Here is a 17,879-nt window from a genome sequence, read left to right on the forward strand (position 1 = left end):
TTCCCATCGCATTCGCCATGACCGATCACACGATGCGCCTCGCCGGCCTCGAGCCGTTCAACGTCACGCCGGGCTCGCTTTTCATCAACGTCGGCGAACGCACGAACGTCACCGGTTCGAAAGCGTTCGCGCGCATGATCCTGAACGGGCAGTTCGACGAGGCGCTCGCCGTTGCGCGCCAGCAAGTCGAGAACGGCGCGCAGGTCATCGACGTGAACATGGACGAGGCGATGCTCGACTCGAAAGCCGCGATGGTGCGCTTTCTGAATCTCATCGCCTCCGAGCCCGACATCGCGCGCGTGCCGATCATGATCGACTCCTCGAAGTGGGAAGTGATCGAAGCGGGGCTGAAGTGCGTGCAAGGCAAGGCGATCGTGAACTCCATCTCGCTGAAGGAAGGCGAGGAGGCGTTCCGCCATCACGCGCGGCTCATTCGCCGCTACGGCGCGGCGGCCGTCGTCATGGCGTTCGACGAGCAAGGACAGGCCGACACGTTCGAGCGCAAGACCGAGATTTGCCGGCGCTCGTATCGGTTCCTCGTCGACGAAGTCGGATTCGCTCCCGAGGACATCATCTTCGATCCGAATATCTTCGCGATCGCGACCGGCATCGAGGAGCACAACAACTACGCGGTCGACTTCATCGAAGCGACGCGCTGGATCAAGCAGAACCTGCCGTATGCGAAGGTGAGCGGCGGCGTCTCGAACGTGTCGTTTTCGTTTCGCGGCAACGACCCGGTGCGTGAAGCCATTCATACGGTGTTCCTCTATCACGCGATTCAAGCCGGCATGGATATGGGCATCGTCAACGCCGGCCAGCTCGGCGTCTATGCCGATCTCGACCCGGAGCTGCGCGAGCGCGTGGAAGACGTGATTCTCAACCGCCGGCCCGACGCGACCGACCGCCTGCTCGAGATCGCGGACAAGTTCAAGACCGGCGCGGCCAAGAAGGAAGAAAACCTCGAATGGCGCAACGGGCCCGTCGAGGCGCGGCTCGCACATGCCCTCGTGCACGGCATCACGACGTTCATCGTCGAGGACACGGAGGAAGCGCGCCAAAAGATCGCGGCGGCGGGCGGGCGGCCCATCAACGTGATCGAAGGGCCGCTCATGGACGGCATGAACATCGTCGGCGACCTCTTCGGGCAGGGCAAGATGTTCCTGCCGCAGGTCGTCAAATCGGCCCGCGTCATGAAGCAGGCCGTCGCGCATCTGATTCCGTTCATCGAAGAAGAGAAGCGGCTCTTGGCCGAGGCCGGCGGCGACGTGCGCGCGAAAGGCAAGATCGTCATCGCGACCGTCAAGGGCGATGTGCACGACATCGGCAAGAACATCGTGTCGGTCGTGCTTCAGTGCAACAACTTCGAAGTCGTCAACATGGGCGTGATGGTCCCCTGCAACGAGATTCTCGCGAAGGCGAAGGTCGAGGGCGCGGACATCGTCGGCCTCTCGGGCCTCATCACGCCGAGCCTCGAGGAAATGGCCTACGTGGCGTCCGAAATGCAGCGTGACGACTACTTCCGCGTGAAGAAGATCCCGCTCCTGATCGGCGGGGCGACGACGTCGCGCGTCCATACCGCAGTCAAGATCGCGCCGAACTACGAAGGCCCCGTCGTCTATGTGCCGGACGCCTCGCGCTCGGTTTCGGTCGCATCGAGCCTGCTCTCCGACGAAGGCGCGGCGAAGTACCTCGACGACCTGAAGGCCGAATACTCGCGCATCCGCGAGCAGCATGCGAACAAGAAAGCGCTGCCGATGGTCACGCTCGGAGCCGCGCGCGCGAACAAGGCGAAGATCGACTGGGCCGCGTACCGGCCCGCGAAGCCCAAGTTCGTCGGCCGGCGTGTCTTCAGCAACTACGATCTTGCCGAGCTCGCCCACTATATCGATTGGGGCCCGCTCTTCCAGACGTGGGATCTCGCCGGCGCCTATCCGGCCATCCTTAACGACGAGATCGTCGGCGAATCGGCGCGGCGCGTCTTCTCCGATGCCAAAGCGATGCTCGCGCGACTCATTCAGGGCCGCTGGCTGACGGCCAACGGCGTCATCGCGCTTTTGCCGGCCAACACGGTCGGCGATGACGACATCGAGATCTACACCGACGAATCACGCTCGGAAGTGGCGCTGACGTGGCGCAATCTGCGGCAGCAAAGCGTGCGGCCTGTGGTCGACGGTGTCATGCGGCCGAATCGATCGCTCGCCGATTTCATCGCGCCGAAGGAATCGGGCGTCGCCGATTACATCGGGCTTTTCGCGGTGACGGCCGGCCTCGGCGTCGAGGCGAAAGAAAAGCAGTTCCTCGCCGATTACGACGATTACAGCGCGATCATGCTCAAGGCGCTCGCCGATCGCCTCGCCGAAGCGTTCGCCGAGGCAATGCATGCCCGTGTGCGGCGCGAGCTCTGGGGCTACGCCCCCGACGAGTCGCTCGACAACGACGCGCTCATCGCCGAGCGCTATGTCGGCATCCGGCCCGCGCCCGGCTATCCCGCGTGTCCCGACCATCTCGTGAAGCGCGACCTTTTCACGACCCTCAAAGCCGACGAAGTCGGAATGAGCGTGACCGATTCGCTCGCGATGCTGCCGGCCGCCAGCGTGTCGGGCTTCTATATCGCTCACCCGGAAAGCCGCTATTTCTCGGTCGGTAAGATCGATCGCGATCAGCTCGAAGACTACGCGCGCCGCATGGGTCTCTCGATGTCCGATGCGCAGCGGGCGCTAGCCCCGCAGCTTTGAGCGTCAGGCGGGCGGCCTGCTCTTGGGCCACCGAGTCGCTTGGCGCGAAAGCACAAGAGCCCGCCTGGGCCGATCGGCTTTCGCGGGCTCTCGCGTTTTCGTCTTAGCAATCGAGTTATCGGCTCAAACGCCCCAAAGCACGTCGGTGTTCTCGCGCTTGGCCGTGCGCAACATGTCGAGGAACGGATAGGCGCGCTGCGCAAGTCCGATCGGCAACTCGTGCGGCTCGTGTCCTTCCTCTCCTTCATGGAAGTGGCCGTCTTTCTCCGCGATCTCCTTCTTATCGAAGACGATCGCCTCTTCGAGCCGCCTGATGGCCTCGTCGAGTTCGTCATGTGTAATGACGCCGCGCTGACCCAGGTGCTTGCCGATGATGCCCACCAGATACTGGGCCAAGTTTTCCAGCATCATGACATCGGGCGTCGAGCGGCATTTAAAGGTAATGAGCATAACGCGTTCCCCACGTTTTTCTATCGAATCCGAGAGGCTCCTCGCGCCGTGCCGAATGCGCGCCAGCACTGAGCTGCCGCGACTCGCGACGGGAGCTGCTGATTGGACATATTAGCACCTGCTAAAATCCGTCTGGATTGCCGCGATGCGCCGCCGCGATGCAATCGCCCGCGGCCCGCGCCGGCTGCGCAATCGCCTTGATGGGTCGCGCCCGAGCGACAGATGGCTCGCCCACCCTCATCCGGCCGCGCTACCACGCGGCAGCGGCCGCCCCCATTCGATCGCCTGAACCAGCATGCTGCCCGTACAAAAAGAGACTCTCGAAAAATTGCTCGCCGCGAGTGTCGAGCAAGTCGCCGCCAAGCTCGAAGGCGCGGCGCCGTCCGCGCTGCCCTCGATCACGCTCGAGCGGCCGAAGGTCGCCGCCCACGGCGACGTTGCCTGCAACGCCGCCATGCAGCTCGCGAAGCCGCTCAAGAAGAATCCGCGCGAGCTCGCGCAATCGATCGTCGATGCGCTGATGGCGCAGGCGGACGCGCGCGGCCTCGTCGAGAGCGCCGAAATCGCCGGCCCGGGGTTCATCAACCTGCGCCTGACCACGGGCGCGAAACAAGCCGTCGTCGCGGCCGTGCTCGACGAAGGCGCGGCGTTCGGCCGTAGCGCGCGCGCGGCAGGCAAGCACGTGATGATCGAGTTCGTCTCGGCCAACCCGACGGGCCCGCTGCACGTCGGGCATGGCCGCCAGGCGGCGCTCGGCGACGCGCTCTCGAACGTGCTCGCGAGCCAAGGGTGCGACGTGCACCGCGAGTTCTACTACAACGACGCGGGCGTGCAGATTCAGAATCTGACCATCTCGACGCAGGCGCGCGCGCGCGGCCTCGCGCCCGGCGACGCCGGCTGGCCCGAAGCGGCTTACAACGGCGAGTACATCGCCGAGATCGCGCAAAGCTATATGAATCGCGAGACCGTCGCGGCGATGGACGGCGAGCCGGTCGTCGGCAAAGGCGATATCGACGATCTGGAAGCGATCCGCAAATTCGCGGTCGCCTACTTGCGCCACGAACAAGACATGGACCTTCAGGCGTTCGGCGTGAAGTTCGACCGGTACTACCTCGAATCGTCGCTCTACACCGAGGGACGCGTCGAGAAAACGGTGGATGCGCTCGTCAAGGCGGGTAAGACGTTCGAAGAGGACGGCGCGCTCTGGCTGCGCACGACGGAATACGGCGACGACAAGGACCGCGTCATGCGCAAGTCCGACGGCACGTACACGTACTTCGTGCCCGACGTCGCCTACCACGTCGCGAAGTGGGAACGCGGCTTCACGAAGGTCATCAACGTGCAGGGCTCCGACCATCACGGCACGATCGCGCGCGTGCGCGCGGGCCTTCAGGCGCTCGACATCGGCATTCCCGCGGGCTATCCCGACTACGTGCTGCACAAGATGGTCACGGTCATGCGCAACGGCCAGGAGGTCAAGATCTCGAAGCGGGCGGGCAGCTACGTCACCGTGCGCGATCTGATCGAGTGGTCGGGCGGCGCGGCGCCGGGCGCCGAGACCTCGCCCGACCTGCTCGACGAGGAGACGATCCGGCGCGGGCGCGACGCGGTCCGCTTCTTCCTCATCTCGCGCAAGGCCGATACGGAATTCGTCTTCGATATCGACCTCGCGCTCAAGCAAAACGACGAGAACCCGGTCTACTACGTCCAATATGCGCACGCGCGGATTTCCTCGGTGCTCGGCGAATGGAAGTCCCGCTTCGGGGGCGACGAAATGACGCTCCCCGGCACCGACGTCACGCCGCTTTGGAGCACGCGCGCGATGGCACTGTGCGCCAAGCTCGCCGAGTACCCCGACGTGCTCGCGCACGCGGCCGCCGAGCTCGCGCCGCATGCGGTCGCCTTCTATCTGCGCGAGCTCGCGGGCGAATTCCACTCGTTCTACAATGCCGAGCGCGTCCTCGTCGACGAACGCGCCGAGCGCGAAGCGCGCATCGCGCTGATCGCGGCGACGCGCCAGGTGCTGGCCAACGGTCTCGCGATTCTCGGCGTATCGGCGCCCGCCAAAATGTAGCCGCCCATGGTGTCATGCTGTCCTCGGCCGTCGCTATAATCGATGGCCGCATCCATGATGTTCGCCGTGTTCGCGGTCTATTCGCCCCATCCGCGCGGCTTTCGCGCCGCGCCCCGCTCGTTTTTCGTGTTCCCGAGTTCTTTTGCAGGTAATTGAGACAATGGCAAAACCGAGCCGCAGTTCGCCACGCAACACCTCCCCCAAGGGGAGTTCCTCGCGCTCGCCGAAGCCGAGGAAGCAGTCGGGGGGCACGTTCCTCGGCGTCGTGCTGGGCCTGATCGTCGGGCTCGCGATCGCCGTGGTGGTAGCGCTCTACATCACGCGCTCGCCCACGCCGTTCGTCGAAAAAGTCGTGCCGCCGGCGGCCTCGGGAACCGGCGCGGTCGAGCAGCAATTCGATCCGAACCGCTCGCTGCAAGGCAAGTCGCCGGGTCAGCCGGTGCCGCAATCGGCGCAGAACGCGCCGCCGAACACGGCACCGGGGCAATCGAGCCCCGCGACGAACCAGAACGCGCCGACCGGGATGCTGCAGGAGCCGCAGATCGTCGAGGTGCCGCCAGGCGCATCGGCGCCGAACGGGGCCACGCAAACGCCGCCGAACATGCCGGCGACGAAGCCGCCCATCATCGCGAACGTGCCGCAGCCCGGCAGCGCGCCGGCGCCGCACGCGAACAATGCGCCGGCGGCGCCAGCGTCGAACGGATCGAACGTGCAGGCGAACGCCGCTTACTTCCTCCAGGCGGGCTCGTACGGCAGCGCGTCGGCCGCCGAGCAGCAGCGCGCGCGGCTCGCGTTTCAGGGCATCGAGTCGAAGGTGACGCAGCGCGCCGAGCGCGGCGCGTCGTACTACCGCGTCCGGATCGGCCCGTTCGCCAAGTTCGAGGACATGAACGGGGTCCGGCAGCGGCTTTCGGAAGCGGGCATCGACACGGTCGTGATCCCGCCTGCACCCAAGCAATAGTCGCTGCGGGCACGGCGGAAGCGGGTGCTTCAGCGCCTGGCTCTGCCCTCTGCAAAGTCATGGCCGGCGTTGGCGCGCGAGCGCTTACGCCCGGTTTGTGCGAAGCCACAGTAAGATTGAGCTTCCGCCGGCCGCTCGTCGTTTCGCCGGTTCGGACCTGAACCAACGAGCGGCCGCGGGAGTCTCAGGACGGCAGCCGTCTCTTTGCGCGGCACATCGTCCCGCGACGGCGCACGTTGATCGATCACCGAGACCAAGACCTTATGAATAAGCTGATCCGCACACTCTTCTTCTCCGTCGGCTTCGCCATGTTCGGCGTCGCGCAGGCCTCGCCATCCGCGCCCGTCGCGGGCACGGACTACACCGTGCTCGCGTCGCAGCAGCCTGTCGATGTGCCGGCCGGCAAGGTCGAGGTGATCGAATTCATGTGGTACGGCTGCCCGCACTGCAACGAGTTCGATCCGTACATCGAGAAGTGGAAGGCCAAGCAAGGGCCTGACGTCGTCTTCAAGCGCGTGCCGGTCGCGTTCCGCGACGACTTCATCCCGCACTCGAAGATGCTGCTTGCGCTCGACGCGCTCGGGCTCACCGACAAGCTGACGCCGACGATCTTCAACGAGATCCATAAAAACAAGGACTATCTGCTGACGCCCGAGGCCCAGGCCGACTTCCTCGCGAAGCAAGGCGTCGACAAGCAGAAATATCTCGCCGCGTACAACTCGTTCTCGGTGCAAAGCAATCTCAAGCGCGCACAGCAGTTGATCGCCGACTACAAGATCGACGGCGTGCCGACGCTCGCCGTGCAGGGCAAGTATGAGACCGGCCCCGCGCAAACCAACAGCCTCGACGGCACGCTGCAAGTGCTCGACTACCTCGTCGCGCAGGTGCGCGCGAAAAAAGGCTGAAGTTCGATTCCCGACCGGCGGTCCGAGCTGAGTGAGGCTGCCGGCCGGGCGCCAAGCGCCAGCGCGAGACCGCCATGCCGGCCGAAAACGTCGATGCGAGCGGCACCGCTCACGCACCCGCCGGACCCGATGCCCGCATCGTCTCCCTCGTGCCGAGCGTCACCGAGTTGCTATTTGCGCTGGGGCTCGGCAGGTTCGTCGTCGGCCGCACCGGTTTTTGCATCCATCCGCGGGAGCGCGTGCGTGCCGTGCCGAAGGTAGGCGGCACGAAAGCGGTCAAGCTCGACGCGGTCCGGGCACTGCGCCCCACCCATCTGATCGTCAATGTCGACGAAAACGAAAAGGCGACGATCGATGCGCTCGCCGAGTCCGTCCCGCACATCGTCGTTACCCATCCCCTTACGCCTCGCGACAACCTCGCACTCTATGCGCTGATGGGCGCGATCTTCGGATGCGAAGACGCCGCTCGCCGGCTCGGTGAAGCCTTGAGCGAGCGCCTCGACGCACTGTCGGCCATGCAATGGCCCGAGCGGCGCGTGCTCTACGTCATCTGGCGCGATCCTTGGATGACCGTCGCGCGAGATACGTACATTGCCTCGATGTTGCGGCTCGTCAACTGGCAGACGTTACCGGCCGTGTCGGGCGGCCTCACCGGGTCCGCGCGCTATCCGACGTTCGACCTCTCCGTCTCTTGGATGGCCGATGTCGACGACGTTCTACTGTCGAGCGAGCCCTATCGCTTCACCGAGCGGCACCGCGATGCACTGGCCGCCGATCCTCAGCTCGCCGGCAAGACCGTGCGGCTCATCGATGGCGAAATGGTTTCGTGGTACGGCTCTCGCGCGATCGACGGGCTCGACTACCTGCGGCGGCTCGCGCTCGACGGCTAGCGCCCCCCGCCATGCCGACGACCGCCAGCCCGAGCTCCTCTGCAGCGAAGCCTTCGACAACGTAATATTCGTCGAGCGATTCCCGCGCCGCTTGCCTTTTGGGAACCCAAAAACCCACGCGCTTCACGGAGAACCAGAACCTATGCGCCTCAAACTGCTTGCCGCCTTATTCGCCATCGCGCCCGCCGTCCTGCCGGCGCTCGCCGCCGCCAAGCCGCTGACCGTCTGCACGGAATCGAGCCCGGACGGCTTCGACGTCGTCGAATACAACTCGCTCGTGACGACGAACGCGTCGGCCGACGTGATCTTCAACACGCTCGTGTCCTATGACGAAGCGGACAAGAAAGTCGCGCCCGCGCTCGCCGACAAATGGGAGGTGAGCAGCGACGGCCTGACTTACACGTTCCACTTGCGTCCGAACGTGCAGTTCCAGCAGACCGATTACTTCACGCCGACCCGACCCCTGACGGCCGACGACGTCGTCTTCACGTTCTCGCGCATGCTCGACGCCTCGAATCCGTGGCACAAGGTCAGCGGACCGAACGGGTTTCCGCACGCGCAGTCGATGGGGCTCGTGAAGCTCGTGAAAGCGGTGACCAAAGTCGACGACAGCACGGTGAAATTCGAGTTGAACGAGCCGAACGCGACCTTCGTGCCGATTCTGACGATGGGCTTCGCTTCGATCTATTCGGCCGAGTATGCGGACAAGCTCGAAAAAGCCGGCAAGGAGGCCGAGCTCAACGCGAAGCCGATCGGCACGGGCCCGTTCGTGCTGAAGAGCTACACGAAGGACGCCGTGATCCGCTACGACATCAATCCGCGGTACTGGGGGCCGAAACCGAAGATCGATCGGCTCATCTACGCGATCACGCCCGATGCGACGGTGCGCGCGCAGAAGGTGCGGGCCGGCGAATGCGACATTGCGCTCTCGCCGAAGCCGCAGGATGTTGCCGCCGCGAAAGGCGACAAGGCGCTGAAGGTCGTCGAGACGCCCGCCTTCATGACGGCGTTCATTGCGCTCAATACGCAGCACAAACCGCTCGACAACGAGAAGGTGCGGCAGGCGTTGAACCTCGCGTTCGATCGGACGACGTATCTGAAGACCGTATTCGACAACACGGCGCAGCCGGCCACGAACCCCTATCCGCCGAACACCTGGAGCTACGACAAGTCGATCGCCGCGTATCCGCACGATATCGCGAAGGCGAAGCAACTGCTGGCCGAGGCCGGCCTGCCGAATGGCTTTGCAACGACGATCTGGGTGCGCCCGAGCGGCAGCGTCCTGAACCCGAACCCGAAGGCCGGCGCGGAGCTGCTGCAGGCCGATCTCGCGAAGATCGGGGTGAAGGCCGACGTGAAGGTTATCGAATGGGGCGAGCTCATCAAGGAAGCGAAGCAAGGTCAACACGATCTGCTCTTCATGGGATGGGCGGGCGACAACGGCGACCCGGACAACTACCTCACGCCGCTTTTCAGCTGCAACGCCGTTAAATCGGGCATCAACTTCGCCCGGTACTGCGATCCGAAGCTCGACAAGCTCATCGCCGAGGGCAAGGAGACGGCCGATCAGACCAAGCGCGCACAGGCTTATGAAGCGGCGCAGAAGATCATCCACGACGAGGCGCTGTGGATCCCGCTCGGCTATCCGACCGCGGCCGCGATCACGCGCGCGAGCGTGAGCGGGTATCAGGTGAGCCCGTTCGGGCGACAGAACTTCGGCGCGGTCGCCGTGCAGTGACACCCATCGGCGAATTTGGGCCCCGCCGGGCGGCCGCTCGTCCGCCGCTTGGCGGGCGCCCGTCCTGACGCAAGGCAGCCCGCACGATGGCGCTCGTTACCGCTTGCTCCAGTCGAGGCGAAAGCTGGCAGCGGTAACGGCGGTGCCTTATCCTTTGGATTCTCCGATTCAACATGCCCTCCACCGCCCCACCGAAGGAGCTGTCATGTCCTACCTGCTACTGATCGTCGAGCCGCTCGAACAGCGCCGCGCGCGCACGCCGGAAGAAGGACGCGCAGCCTACGACGTCATGCTTCGTTTCGCCGACGATCTGCGTGCGCGCGGTCTGCTCGTGGCGGCGCAATCGCTTGCGTCGACGCACGAAGCCGTGCGCGTCGAGGTTCGCGGCGGCGAGCGCCGCATCGTCGACGGGCCGTTCGCCGAAGCCAAGGAAATGGTCGGCGGCTTCTACCTCCTCAATTGCGATCGCGAGGAGGAGGCCGTCGCGATTGCGGCCGAATGCCCGGCCGCCCAGTGGTGCACCGTCGAGGTCCGCCGTCTCGCGCCTTGCTATGAATAGGGGTTTGTACCTAGTCGGCCCGTGCCGATGTCGATGAGGTCCCGGTTCGTTCGTCGTATCGACAGGAGCCCGTTAAAGGTTCGGGCATTCCATCAATCCGCGCTGAACAAGGAGCGAACGATGCGATTCATGATCATGGTGCGAGCGAACGCGCAGACCGAAGCAGGTGTCTTGCCGGGCCCAGGCGACAAGATCCTCGCCGATATGACGGCCTACCACGAAGAGCTGGCGAAAGCCGGCGTGCTGCTCGATGCGACCGGGCTCAGGCCGAGCGCGCAGGGCTGGCGTATTCGCTATTCAGGCGGCAAGGGCACCGTCATCGATGGCCCATTTGCCGACACCAAGGAGCTCATCGCGGGCTATACGCTGATTCAGGTGCGCTCGCGCGAAGAGGCGATGGAATGGGCGCGGCGCTTTCCCGCCCCGTTCGGCGAATCGGCCGATGGGGAGATCGAGGTGCGGCAGCTTTACGAGCTCGACGATTTCGAGCCGAGCGCCGATATCGAGCGCTTCCGCGAGCTGCAAACGTCGAAGCGATAACGGAACGTGAACGGCAACGAAGCCGCTGACGCGATGACGAACGCGACGCACCGAGCAATCGAAGCCGTCTGGCGGATCGAATCGGCGCGCGTCGTTGCGCATGCGACGCGTTACGTGCGCGATATCGGCGTCGCCGAGGAACTCGCGCAAGACGCGCTCGTTGCCGCGCTCGAGCACTGGCCTCGACAAGGCGTGCCCGACAACCCCGGCGCATGGCTCATGGCCACCGTGAAAAATCGCGCGCTCGACAAGCTGCGGCTCGACGCGCTTCATGCGAAAAAGCACGAAGCAATGGGCCACGAGCTCGACGCGCTCGAGGCGCACGTCGTGCCCGACTTCGTCGATTCGCTCGATGCGAAGCGCGCCGACGACATCGGCGACGACCTCCTGCGGCTCGTCTTCACCGCCTGCCATCCGGTGCTGTCGACCGACGCACGAGTGGCCCTGACGCTGCGTCTTCTCGGCGGCCTCACGACGCACGAAATCGCGCGCGCATTTCTCGTTTCCGAGCCGACGATCGCGCAGCGCATCGTGCGGGCGAAACGCACGCTGAGCGCGGCAAAAGTCCCGTTCGAAGTGCCGAGCGCGCAAGAGCGCGGTTCCCGCATGGCATCCGTGCTGGAAGTCATCTATCTCGTCTTCAACGAGGGATACGCGGCGACAGCCGGCGACGACTGGATGCGTCCCGTGCTATGCGACGAGGCGCTGCGTCTCGGGCGGATACTCGCGGAGCTTGCGCGCGACGAAAGCGAGGTGCATGGGCTCGTCGCCCTGATGGAGCTCCAGGCGTCGCGGCTTCACGCTCGGACGGATGCACGCGGCCGGCCCATTCTGCTTGCCGACCAGGACCGCTCGCGCTGGGATCCGCTCTTGATCCGACGTGGGCTCGCCGCGCTCGCGCGAGCCGAATCGCTCGGCGGCGCGCTCGGACCGTATGCGCTGCAAGCGGCGCTCGCCGCCTGCCATGCGCGCGCGCATACGGCCGAAGAGACCGATTGGGAGCAGATCGTCGCGCTCTATGACGCGCTCGTGCAAATCAGCCCGTCGCCCGTCGTCGAGCTCAATCGCGCAGTCGCCGTTGGGATGGCATTCGGGCCCGAAGCCGGTTTCGCGCTCGTCGAGGCGCTGGCCGCCGAGCCCGCGCTCGCCCGCTATCACTGGCTGCCGAGCGTGCGCGGCGACCTGCTCGCAAAGCTGGGCCGTTATGACGAAGCGCGCGCCGAATTCGAGCGGGCCGCGACGATGACACAAAACGGACGGGAGCGGGAGCTGTTGCTCGAGCGCGTGCACGAGATGTCACGGGCCGGAAGCGGTGCCGCGAGCTAGCGGGCGAGCGTCACGTCGCTTGTCAGCGTGCGTGCCGCGACTCGATCGTGAGCGATCCACCGGGCGCGAGCGTCTCGTCGCCCGCGGGGCTTCGAACGCGCACGGCACTGCGGTTGTTGCGGTCCGATGCGATGATGCAGCTTCGCGCAGACGTCTCGATCGAAAACCGATCGCAGCGGTAGAGAAACGAAAAGTGCAGCGGCGGCAACGCGCGCGGCAGCGCGGGGAAGATTCGAATCGCGTCGAAGTCGAAGTCGAGTCCGACGTAGCGGCGCTGCAGCACGTCGAGCACGGCCGCGAACGCGCCCAGGTGCAGGCCTTCCTCCGGCGAGGATCCCGCTTGCGAATCCACGTCGACGCGCAGCGCATCGACGAAGTACCGCCACGAGCGATCGGAATCGATGCGCGCGAGCGCGCCGGCGCAGCTTATCCGTGAAAGCGTCGATTCGTGCGTCATTCGTTCGATGTAGTAGCCGACCGTGCGGCGCGCCGCATCGTCGTCGAACGCGTAGCCGAGGCGCTGCAAAAGCGCCTGCAGCGTGTCGTCGCCGAGCAGGTAGTTCAGCATCAGCACGTCGGGCTGCTTCGATACTTGATAGCGGTTCGTGCTGTCGCCGCGCGCATCGAGCGCCCAGTCGAGACGCGTATCCGCTTGCCGCGCTTCGATCGCCCGCTCGTAGGGCAGCAGCCGATCGAACCCTTCGAACTGCGCGATCACATTTTCATGCGTAAACGGCACGAACATGCGGCGCGCAATATCTTCCCAACGGGCGAACTCGTCCTGCGTCAGCGCGAGTGTCGCGCAAAGCGCATCGTGGCGGTCGGCGGGCAGCCGTGCGAGCACCTCGAGCGCGCAAAGCAACGACCATACGGCCATGATGTTTACGTAGGCGTTATCGTCTAGCCCCGGCGCCTCTCGCCATGGACACCCATCGTGGTATTCGTCCGGGCCGACGACGCCGCCTATCGTGTAACGCTTGCGCGTGTCGTCGAACGAGGCAAGCGAGGCCCAGAAGCGCGCGATCTCCACGACGAGCGGTGCGCCATAGCGCGAGAGAAACGCCCAATCGTCCGTCGCGCAAAAGTAGGTCCAGACGTTCCAGCAAATCGCGGCGCCGACGTGCCGCTCGAGCCGCGTCTCATCGCGCATCCATCGGCCGCTGACGAGGTTCATTTGATAGGGCGGCGTCTCTTCGTAGCCGGTCGTCGCGCTGCGCCATGGAAACATCGCGCCGGTCAGCCCGGCTTCTCGTGCCATCTGCCTTGCCGCGTCGAGGCGCCGGAAGCGATAGAGCAGAGGCGTCTTGGCCGTTTCCGGTTGCCGCACGGCAAATATCGGCGCCGCGAAAATCTCGTCCCAGAAGATGTGCCCGTGGTAGGCCTCTTGCCAGCCACGAGCCGGTATGCCGGCATCTTGCAGCGCCGCGAACGGCGAGAGCGCCTGCAGCAAATGGAAGAAGCGGATGTCGAGTTGATGCGTCAAATCACGATCGTCGGCGACGATTCGACATCTCGACCAGTCGGCGTGCCAGGCACGCTGGTGCGCGTCAATGAGCGCATCGACGTCGGCGATGTGCTCGAGTGTCGCGAGAGCCGCGTCGGATACGCCCATGACTGTATGGTCGCGCGATGTCTGCACGGCGATCAGCTTGTCGATCGTGAGTGTCCGCCCCGCCTCGACCGATACCTCATGCACTTCGGCGATCGCTTCGGCGGCGCGTTCGACGTGTCTCTCCGCGCGAGACCGAGCGCCGGCCGTTTCAATCTCGATGCGCGTCGCCACGGCGATGTCGGTGCTCGACCCGCCGAGCCGCGCGGTCAGCAAGAGACGATCGTCGCCACACGCCTCGCACTCGACGCCGATCACATGACGGCCGACATAGGCCGCATGACGTTTGACGTTGGTGTTGCGCACGCGACCTTCGATGCCCGCGCCGATCTCGAGCGTACCGGACCAATCGAGCGGCACCACCTGCCAACGCACGAGCACGAAGTATGGATGGGCCGCGCTGACGAGGCGCGTTTCGACGATGCGTGTCGTCCGGCCGCCCTCACTGAGCACCAACGTCCGGTAGGCGAGTGCATGTTCGAGGTCGAGTTCGTGCCGGTATTCGAGCACCTTCGCAAAGTCGGGCGACAGCCACTCGCCGCCACGCGGGCGCACCGCCAGCGGCGTCGCGTCGGGCAGACGCGGCATGAAACTCATTCGTACGGGGTTGGACTGCGCATCGATCTTATTTTCGAGCTCGTTATAGACGCCCGCGCGGTAAGTGCCCGCGTAGTGGAACGCCGCGCATTCCCGGGCGCCCGGCTGCGCCGCGACGGTCCCGTCTTCGGCGAGCAGCGAGAGCAGCCCCGCCTCCGGCGCGCTCGCGCGCACGAGCAGCATGCCGTTGCCGAGCCCGAGCAACGATTCGCGCCGCCGCTCGTCGGCGCGATCGTAATGATTGAAGTGGACGCCGTGTTCGTACACGTTCGCGTTCCCGGCTCAACGATGGACGCGCTGGCCGCGCGGCACGCGACGCACTCCGCCACGCAGACGCTCGATCATCGGCTGCAGTTCGTCCGGGCCGGGATAGGCCGCCTGCGAACCATAGCGCGTCACGCTCCAATGCGAGACGGCGGCGGCATACAACACCGCCTCTTCGGGCGGCGCGCCGCGCGCGACTGCGATCGACAGCGCGCCTGTAAAGCCGTCGCCCGCACCGGTCGTATCGACGACCGCAACAGGGGTCGCCGCGACGAACAGCGTCGAATCGTCGAATGCGGCAACGCAGCCGCCATCGGCAAGCTTCACGCACGCGAGCGCAATGCCGCGCGCATGAAGCGCGTCGGCGGCGCGCGCCGCGCTTTCGTCGTCTTTGATCTCGATGCCGGTCAGTACGGTGGCCTCCTCATTGTTCGGGGTGATGGCATGAAGCTCAGGGAGCAGGTCGGCAATCGGCGAAACCGATGTTCGCTCCGTTGGCGATGGATCGAGTACGACGCGTAAGCCTCGGCGCGTTGCAGTCCGGATCGCGAGCGCCGCAGCATCGGTCGCAATTTCCGCGTCGACCGCCACGACGGCCGAGCGCGGCGCCGCCCCGATCTCGTCCTCGAGCGCGGCGAGGGCCGCTTCGTCCCAGACGTCGTTCGCGTTGTAGACATGCACGATCCGCTTTTTGCCGTCGGGCGGAACGAGAATGACGGCGACGGACGTGGCGTGGCCAGTCGCGACGCGCACGCGCGAGACATCGACACCGGCCCGGCGCAACGGGTCGAGCGCTTGCGCAGCGAGGTCGTCATCGCCGACCATGCCGATGAGCCGGCTCTCGATGCCGAGCAGCCGCGCAAGGTAAGCGACGTTCGCCGCCTTGCCGCCCGAGGGGCGGATGAGCTCGCGGCCGGCAAGCGTCTCTTTACCGCCGGGCGGCTCATCGACGCGCATCTGGAAGTCGGCGTTGATGCTGCCGATGCTAATCACGGTTTCCATATCGACGGCATGTGAGGATTTGTCCGATTGCTGCGCAAGGCGCATGCCGTGCGCCGTCATCGAGCACCGCATCGACACTGCCCGAGCCGCAACGGCCACCACTTGCCGGGCCGTTCATCGGGCAAACGCGCACTTCGCGTGCTTGCCCTAATTTTTTTTCGCGCGCAATAATGACCACCGATTGCTTTGAAACGGCGCGGTAAAGCACGTCCAGCGCTTCCCTGTCCCTTTGCTTCAGACGCAGGAGCATCTCCGTCAAAGGAGTGTCCGGCGGTGTTTCCTAGATCCACATATTCAAAGGAGATGACAGATGGAAATCCGCAATCCTTCGCCGGGCCTCTATAACGAAGACCTGGCGCCAGCGCGGGAGCGCAAGTGGGGGGCCTTCAGCATCTTCAACGTCTGGACTTCGGACGTGCACAGCCTGTGGGGCTACTACCTCGCGGCGAGCCTCTTTTTGCTGTGCGGCAGCTTCGTCAATTTCCTGCTCGCGATCGGCCTCAGCTCGCTCGTGATCTTTGCGCTGATGAACCTGATCGGCTACGCCGGTGAGAAGACCGGCGTGCCCTACCCGGTTTTGGCGCGCGCGTCGTTCGGCGTATGGGGCGCCAACCTCGCGGCGTTGGTGCGCGCCGTGGTCGCCTGCTTTTGGTACGGCGCGCAAACGGCAGCGGCTTCGGGGGCGGTCGTCGCGCTGCTCGTGCGCAACGACAGCCTGATGGCGTTCGAGAAAAGCTCGCAGTTGCTCGGCCACTCCACGCTGGAGGTGATTTGTTATGTGGTCATATGGGCGCTGCAGTTGCTCATCATCCAAAAAGGCATGGAGACCGTGCGCAGATTCCAGGACTGGGCTGGCCCGGCGGTCTGGGTCGCCATGCTGATTCTCGCGATCGGCCTCTGTATCAAGGCTGGCGGCTTCTCGTTCTCCCACGGCATTCCGATGAACGTGCTGCTCGATAAAACGAAGGACGCCGGCATCAGCGGTGAACCCGGTTCGTTTTGGGCGCTGATGGCGGTGGGGGCAACCTGGATCACCTACTTCGCCGCGCTATACCTGAATTTTTGCGACTTCTCGCGCTACGCGAAAAACCGCGACGCGGTGAAGAAAGGCAATCTTTGGGGGCTGCCCGTCAACCTGATCGCGTTCTCGCTGGTAGCCGGAATCACGACTATCGCCGCCTTCAAGGTTTATGGCGAAGCGCTGCTCCATCCCGAGCAGATCTCGGCCAAATTCGACAGCTGGGTGCTGGCACTCATCGCGGCGCTGACGTTCGCCGTGGCCACGCTGGGCATCAACGTGGTGGCCAACTTCGTGTCCGCGGCGTTCGATATTTCGAACGTGTTCCCGAAACAGATCAGCTTCAAGCGGGGCGGCTACATCGCCGCGCTGATTGCGCTCGTGCTCTATCCATTCGCGCCATGGGAAGGCAATGCGGCGCACTTCGTCAACGCGATCGGCGCGACGATGGGCCCGCTGCTGGGGGTCATTCTCGCGGATTACTACCTGGTGGCCAAAGGCAACATCAACGTCGCGGCGCTTTACGAGGAGCACGGCGAATACCGCTACGAAGGCGGCTGGAACGTCAACGCGATCGTCTCCGCCGGCGTCGGCAGTGTGTTTTCGACTTTTTTGCCCAACCTGACCTCTCTGCTGCCCGTCTGGTGGAACACCTACGGATGGTTCTTCGGCGTACTGATCGGCGGTTGCATGTACCTGATCATGGCGGCGCTGCGGCCGCGCACCGCGATCGTGCCGACGGCCCGCGTTTGAGCTGAGCGATCCAGGCGACCGAGCGACTCGCGGTTCACGCGGCCGCTTTGTCGCGGCCGTGTGGGTACTGCGGCAACCCGTCCGAAATCGGCAGCCAAGGCAGACGTTGCGACGCCCAGGTGTGATCGTCCGGCGGGACGGCATCGGGCGCGTCGAGGCTGCAGGTCGTCACGTCGATTTCGTCGGGGAAATCGTCGTGTTGGTACGTTAGCGGAGTGCCGCAGTCCGCGCAAAACGTGCGCAAGACCGGCTTGCTCGACGCAAAGCGCGCGATCGTGCCCTGGACGACGCGAAACTCGGATCGCTTCAAGCTGAACCATGCAACCAGGGGAGCCGCCGCGCACCGGCGGCAGTCCACGCAGTGGCAAATCGTCGAGTGAAATGGCGCGCCCGTTACCTCGTAACGAACCTTTCCGCATAAACAGCCGCCTGTCAGCATTTTGCCTGCCTCGTCGTTC

The 17,879-nt window shown here is 65.0% G+C and carries 15 protein-coding genes; 10 read left to right on the forward strand and 5 right to left on the reverse strand.

The annotated features are described in order from the left end of the window. The first annotated feature begins 17 nt into the window (after window positions 1–17). Window positions 18–2,735: a methionine synthase gene (metH, locus tag C9I57_RS06740; protein ID WP_146166180.1), complete on the forward strand. Its 2,718-nt coding sequence runs from the start codon at window positions 18–20 to the stop codon at window positions 2,733–2,735. Window positions 2,736–2,858: 123 nt separating this feature from the next. Here metH and C9I57_RS06745 read toward each other — a convergent pair whose 3' ends face one another. Beyond that, entirely contained in the window at window positions 2,859–3,185 is a 327-nt protein-coding gene (locus C9I57_RS06745; RefSeq protein WP_018441087.1) for a DUF1840 domain-containing protein, read from the reverse strand. Between the two features lie 295 nt (window positions 3,186–3,480). Here C9I57_RS06745 and argS point away from each other — a divergent pair, with 295 nt between their 5' ends. From argS to C9I57_RS06785, 8 genes are all read left to right on the forward strand, one after another. Next, window positions 3,481–5,259 (forward strand): arginine--tRNA ligase, encoded by a 1,779-nt coding sequence (gene argS / locus C9I57_RS06750; RefSeq protein WP_107149868.1) that lies wholly within the window; start codon window positions 3,481–3,483, stop codon window positions 5,257–5,259. Window positions 5,260–5,419: 160 nt separating this feature from the next. Beyond that, entirely contained in the window at window positions 5,420–6,220 is an 801-nt protein-coding gene (locus tag C9I57_RS06755; RefSeq protein WP_107149869.1) for an SPOR domain-containing protein, read from the forward strand. A 263-nt stretch (window positions 6,221–6,483) separates the two neighbouring features. Beyond that, on the forward strand, window positions 6,484–7,125 hold the full coding sequence (locus C9I57_RS06760; protein ID WP_107149870.1) for a thiol:disulfide interchange protein DsbA/DsbL: 642 nt from the start codon (window positions 6,484–6,486) through the stop codon (window positions 7,123–7,125). 74 nt (window positions 7,126–7,199) lie between these two features. Then, the gene (locus C9I57_RS06765; RefSeq protein ID WP_107149871.1) at window positions 7,200–8,015 is read left to right on the forward strand and encodes a helical backbone metal receptor; all 816 of its coding nucleotides are present in this window, start codon (window positions 7,200–7,202) and stop codon (window positions 8,013–8,015) included. Between the two features lie 142 nt (window positions 8,016–8,157). Then, window positions 8,158–9,753: an ABC transporter substrate-binding protein gene (locus C9I57_RS06770; protein ID WP_107149872.1), complete on the forward strand. Its 1,596-nt coding sequence runs from the start codon at window positions 8,158–8,160 to the stop codon at window positions 9,751–9,753. A 205-nt stretch (window positions 9,754–9,958) separates the two neighbouring features. Next, entirely contained in the window at window positions 9,959–10,312 is a 354-nt protein-coding gene (locus C9I57_RS06775) for a YciI family protein (RefSeq protein ID WP_107149873.1), read from the forward strand. Between the two features lie 120 nt (window positions 10,313–10,432). Continuing rightward, a complete protein-coding gene (locus C9I57_RS06780) occupies window positions 10,433–10,852 on the forward strand; it encodes a YciI family protein (RefSeq protein ID WP_107149874.1) in 420 nt (139 codons plus the stop codon). A 33-nt stretch (window positions 10,853–10,885) separates the two neighbouring features. After that, the gene (locus C9I57_RS06785) at window positions 10,886–12,178 is read left to right on the forward strand and encodes an RNA polymerase sigma factor (protein WP_107150168.1); all 1,293 of its coding nucleotides are present in this window, start codon (window positions 10,886–10,888) and stop codon (window positions 12,176–12,178) included. Window positions 12,179–12,200: 22 nt separating this feature from the next. On the opposite strand, the gene C9I57_RS06790 is transcribed toward C9I57_RS06785, so the two are convergent. From C9I57_RS06790 to C9I57_RS32650, 3 genes are read right to left on the reverse strand one after another with little or no spacing between them, the layout of a single operon-like run. Beyond that, on the reverse strand, window positions 12,201–14,651 hold the full coding sequence (locus C9I57_RS06790; protein WP_107149875.1) for a glycoside hydrolase family 65 protein: 2,451 nt from the start codon (window positions 14,649–14,651) through the stop codon (window positions 12,201–12,203). 15 nt (window positions 14,652–14,666) lie between these two features. Beyond that, a complete protein-coding gene (locus tag C9I57_RS06795) occupies window positions 14,667–15,650 on the reverse strand; it encodes a PfkB family carbohydrate kinase (protein ID WP_181321748.1) in 984 nt (327 codons plus the stop codon). After that, window positions 15,634–15,909, reverse strand: coding sequence for a hypothetical protein (locus C9I57_RS32650; RefSeq protein WP_181321749.1), 276 nt, complete (start codon window positions 15,907–15,909; stop codon window positions 15,634–15,636). Before C9I57_RS32650 ends, C9I57_RS06795 begins: the two co-directional genes overlap by 17 nt. A gap of 51 nt (window positions 15,910–15,960) precedes the next feature. Between C9I57_RS32650 and C9I57_RS06800 the strand changes: the two genes are divergently transcribed. Next, a complete protein-coding gene (locus tag C9I57_RS06800) occupies window positions 15,961–17,421 on the forward strand; it encodes an NCS1 family nucleobase:cation symporter-1 (protein WP_107149877.1) in 1,461 nt (486 codons plus the stop codon). Window positions 17,422–17,455: 34 nt separating this feature from the next. Here C9I57_RS06800 and C9I57_RS06805 read toward each other — a convergent pair whose 3' ends face one another. Next, complete coding sequence (locus tag C9I57_RS06805; protein WP_107150169.1) at window positions 17,456–17,860, reverse strand: GFA family protein; 405 nt, start codon at window positions 17,858–17,860, stop codon at window positions 17,456–17,458. Window positions 17,861–17,879 lie beyond the last annotated feature (19 nt).

The organism is Trinickia symbiotica (assembly GCF_003028655.1).
GTDB lineage: Bacteria > Pseudomonadota > Gammaproteobacteria > Burkholderiales > Burkholderiaceae > Trinickia > Trinickia symbiotica_A.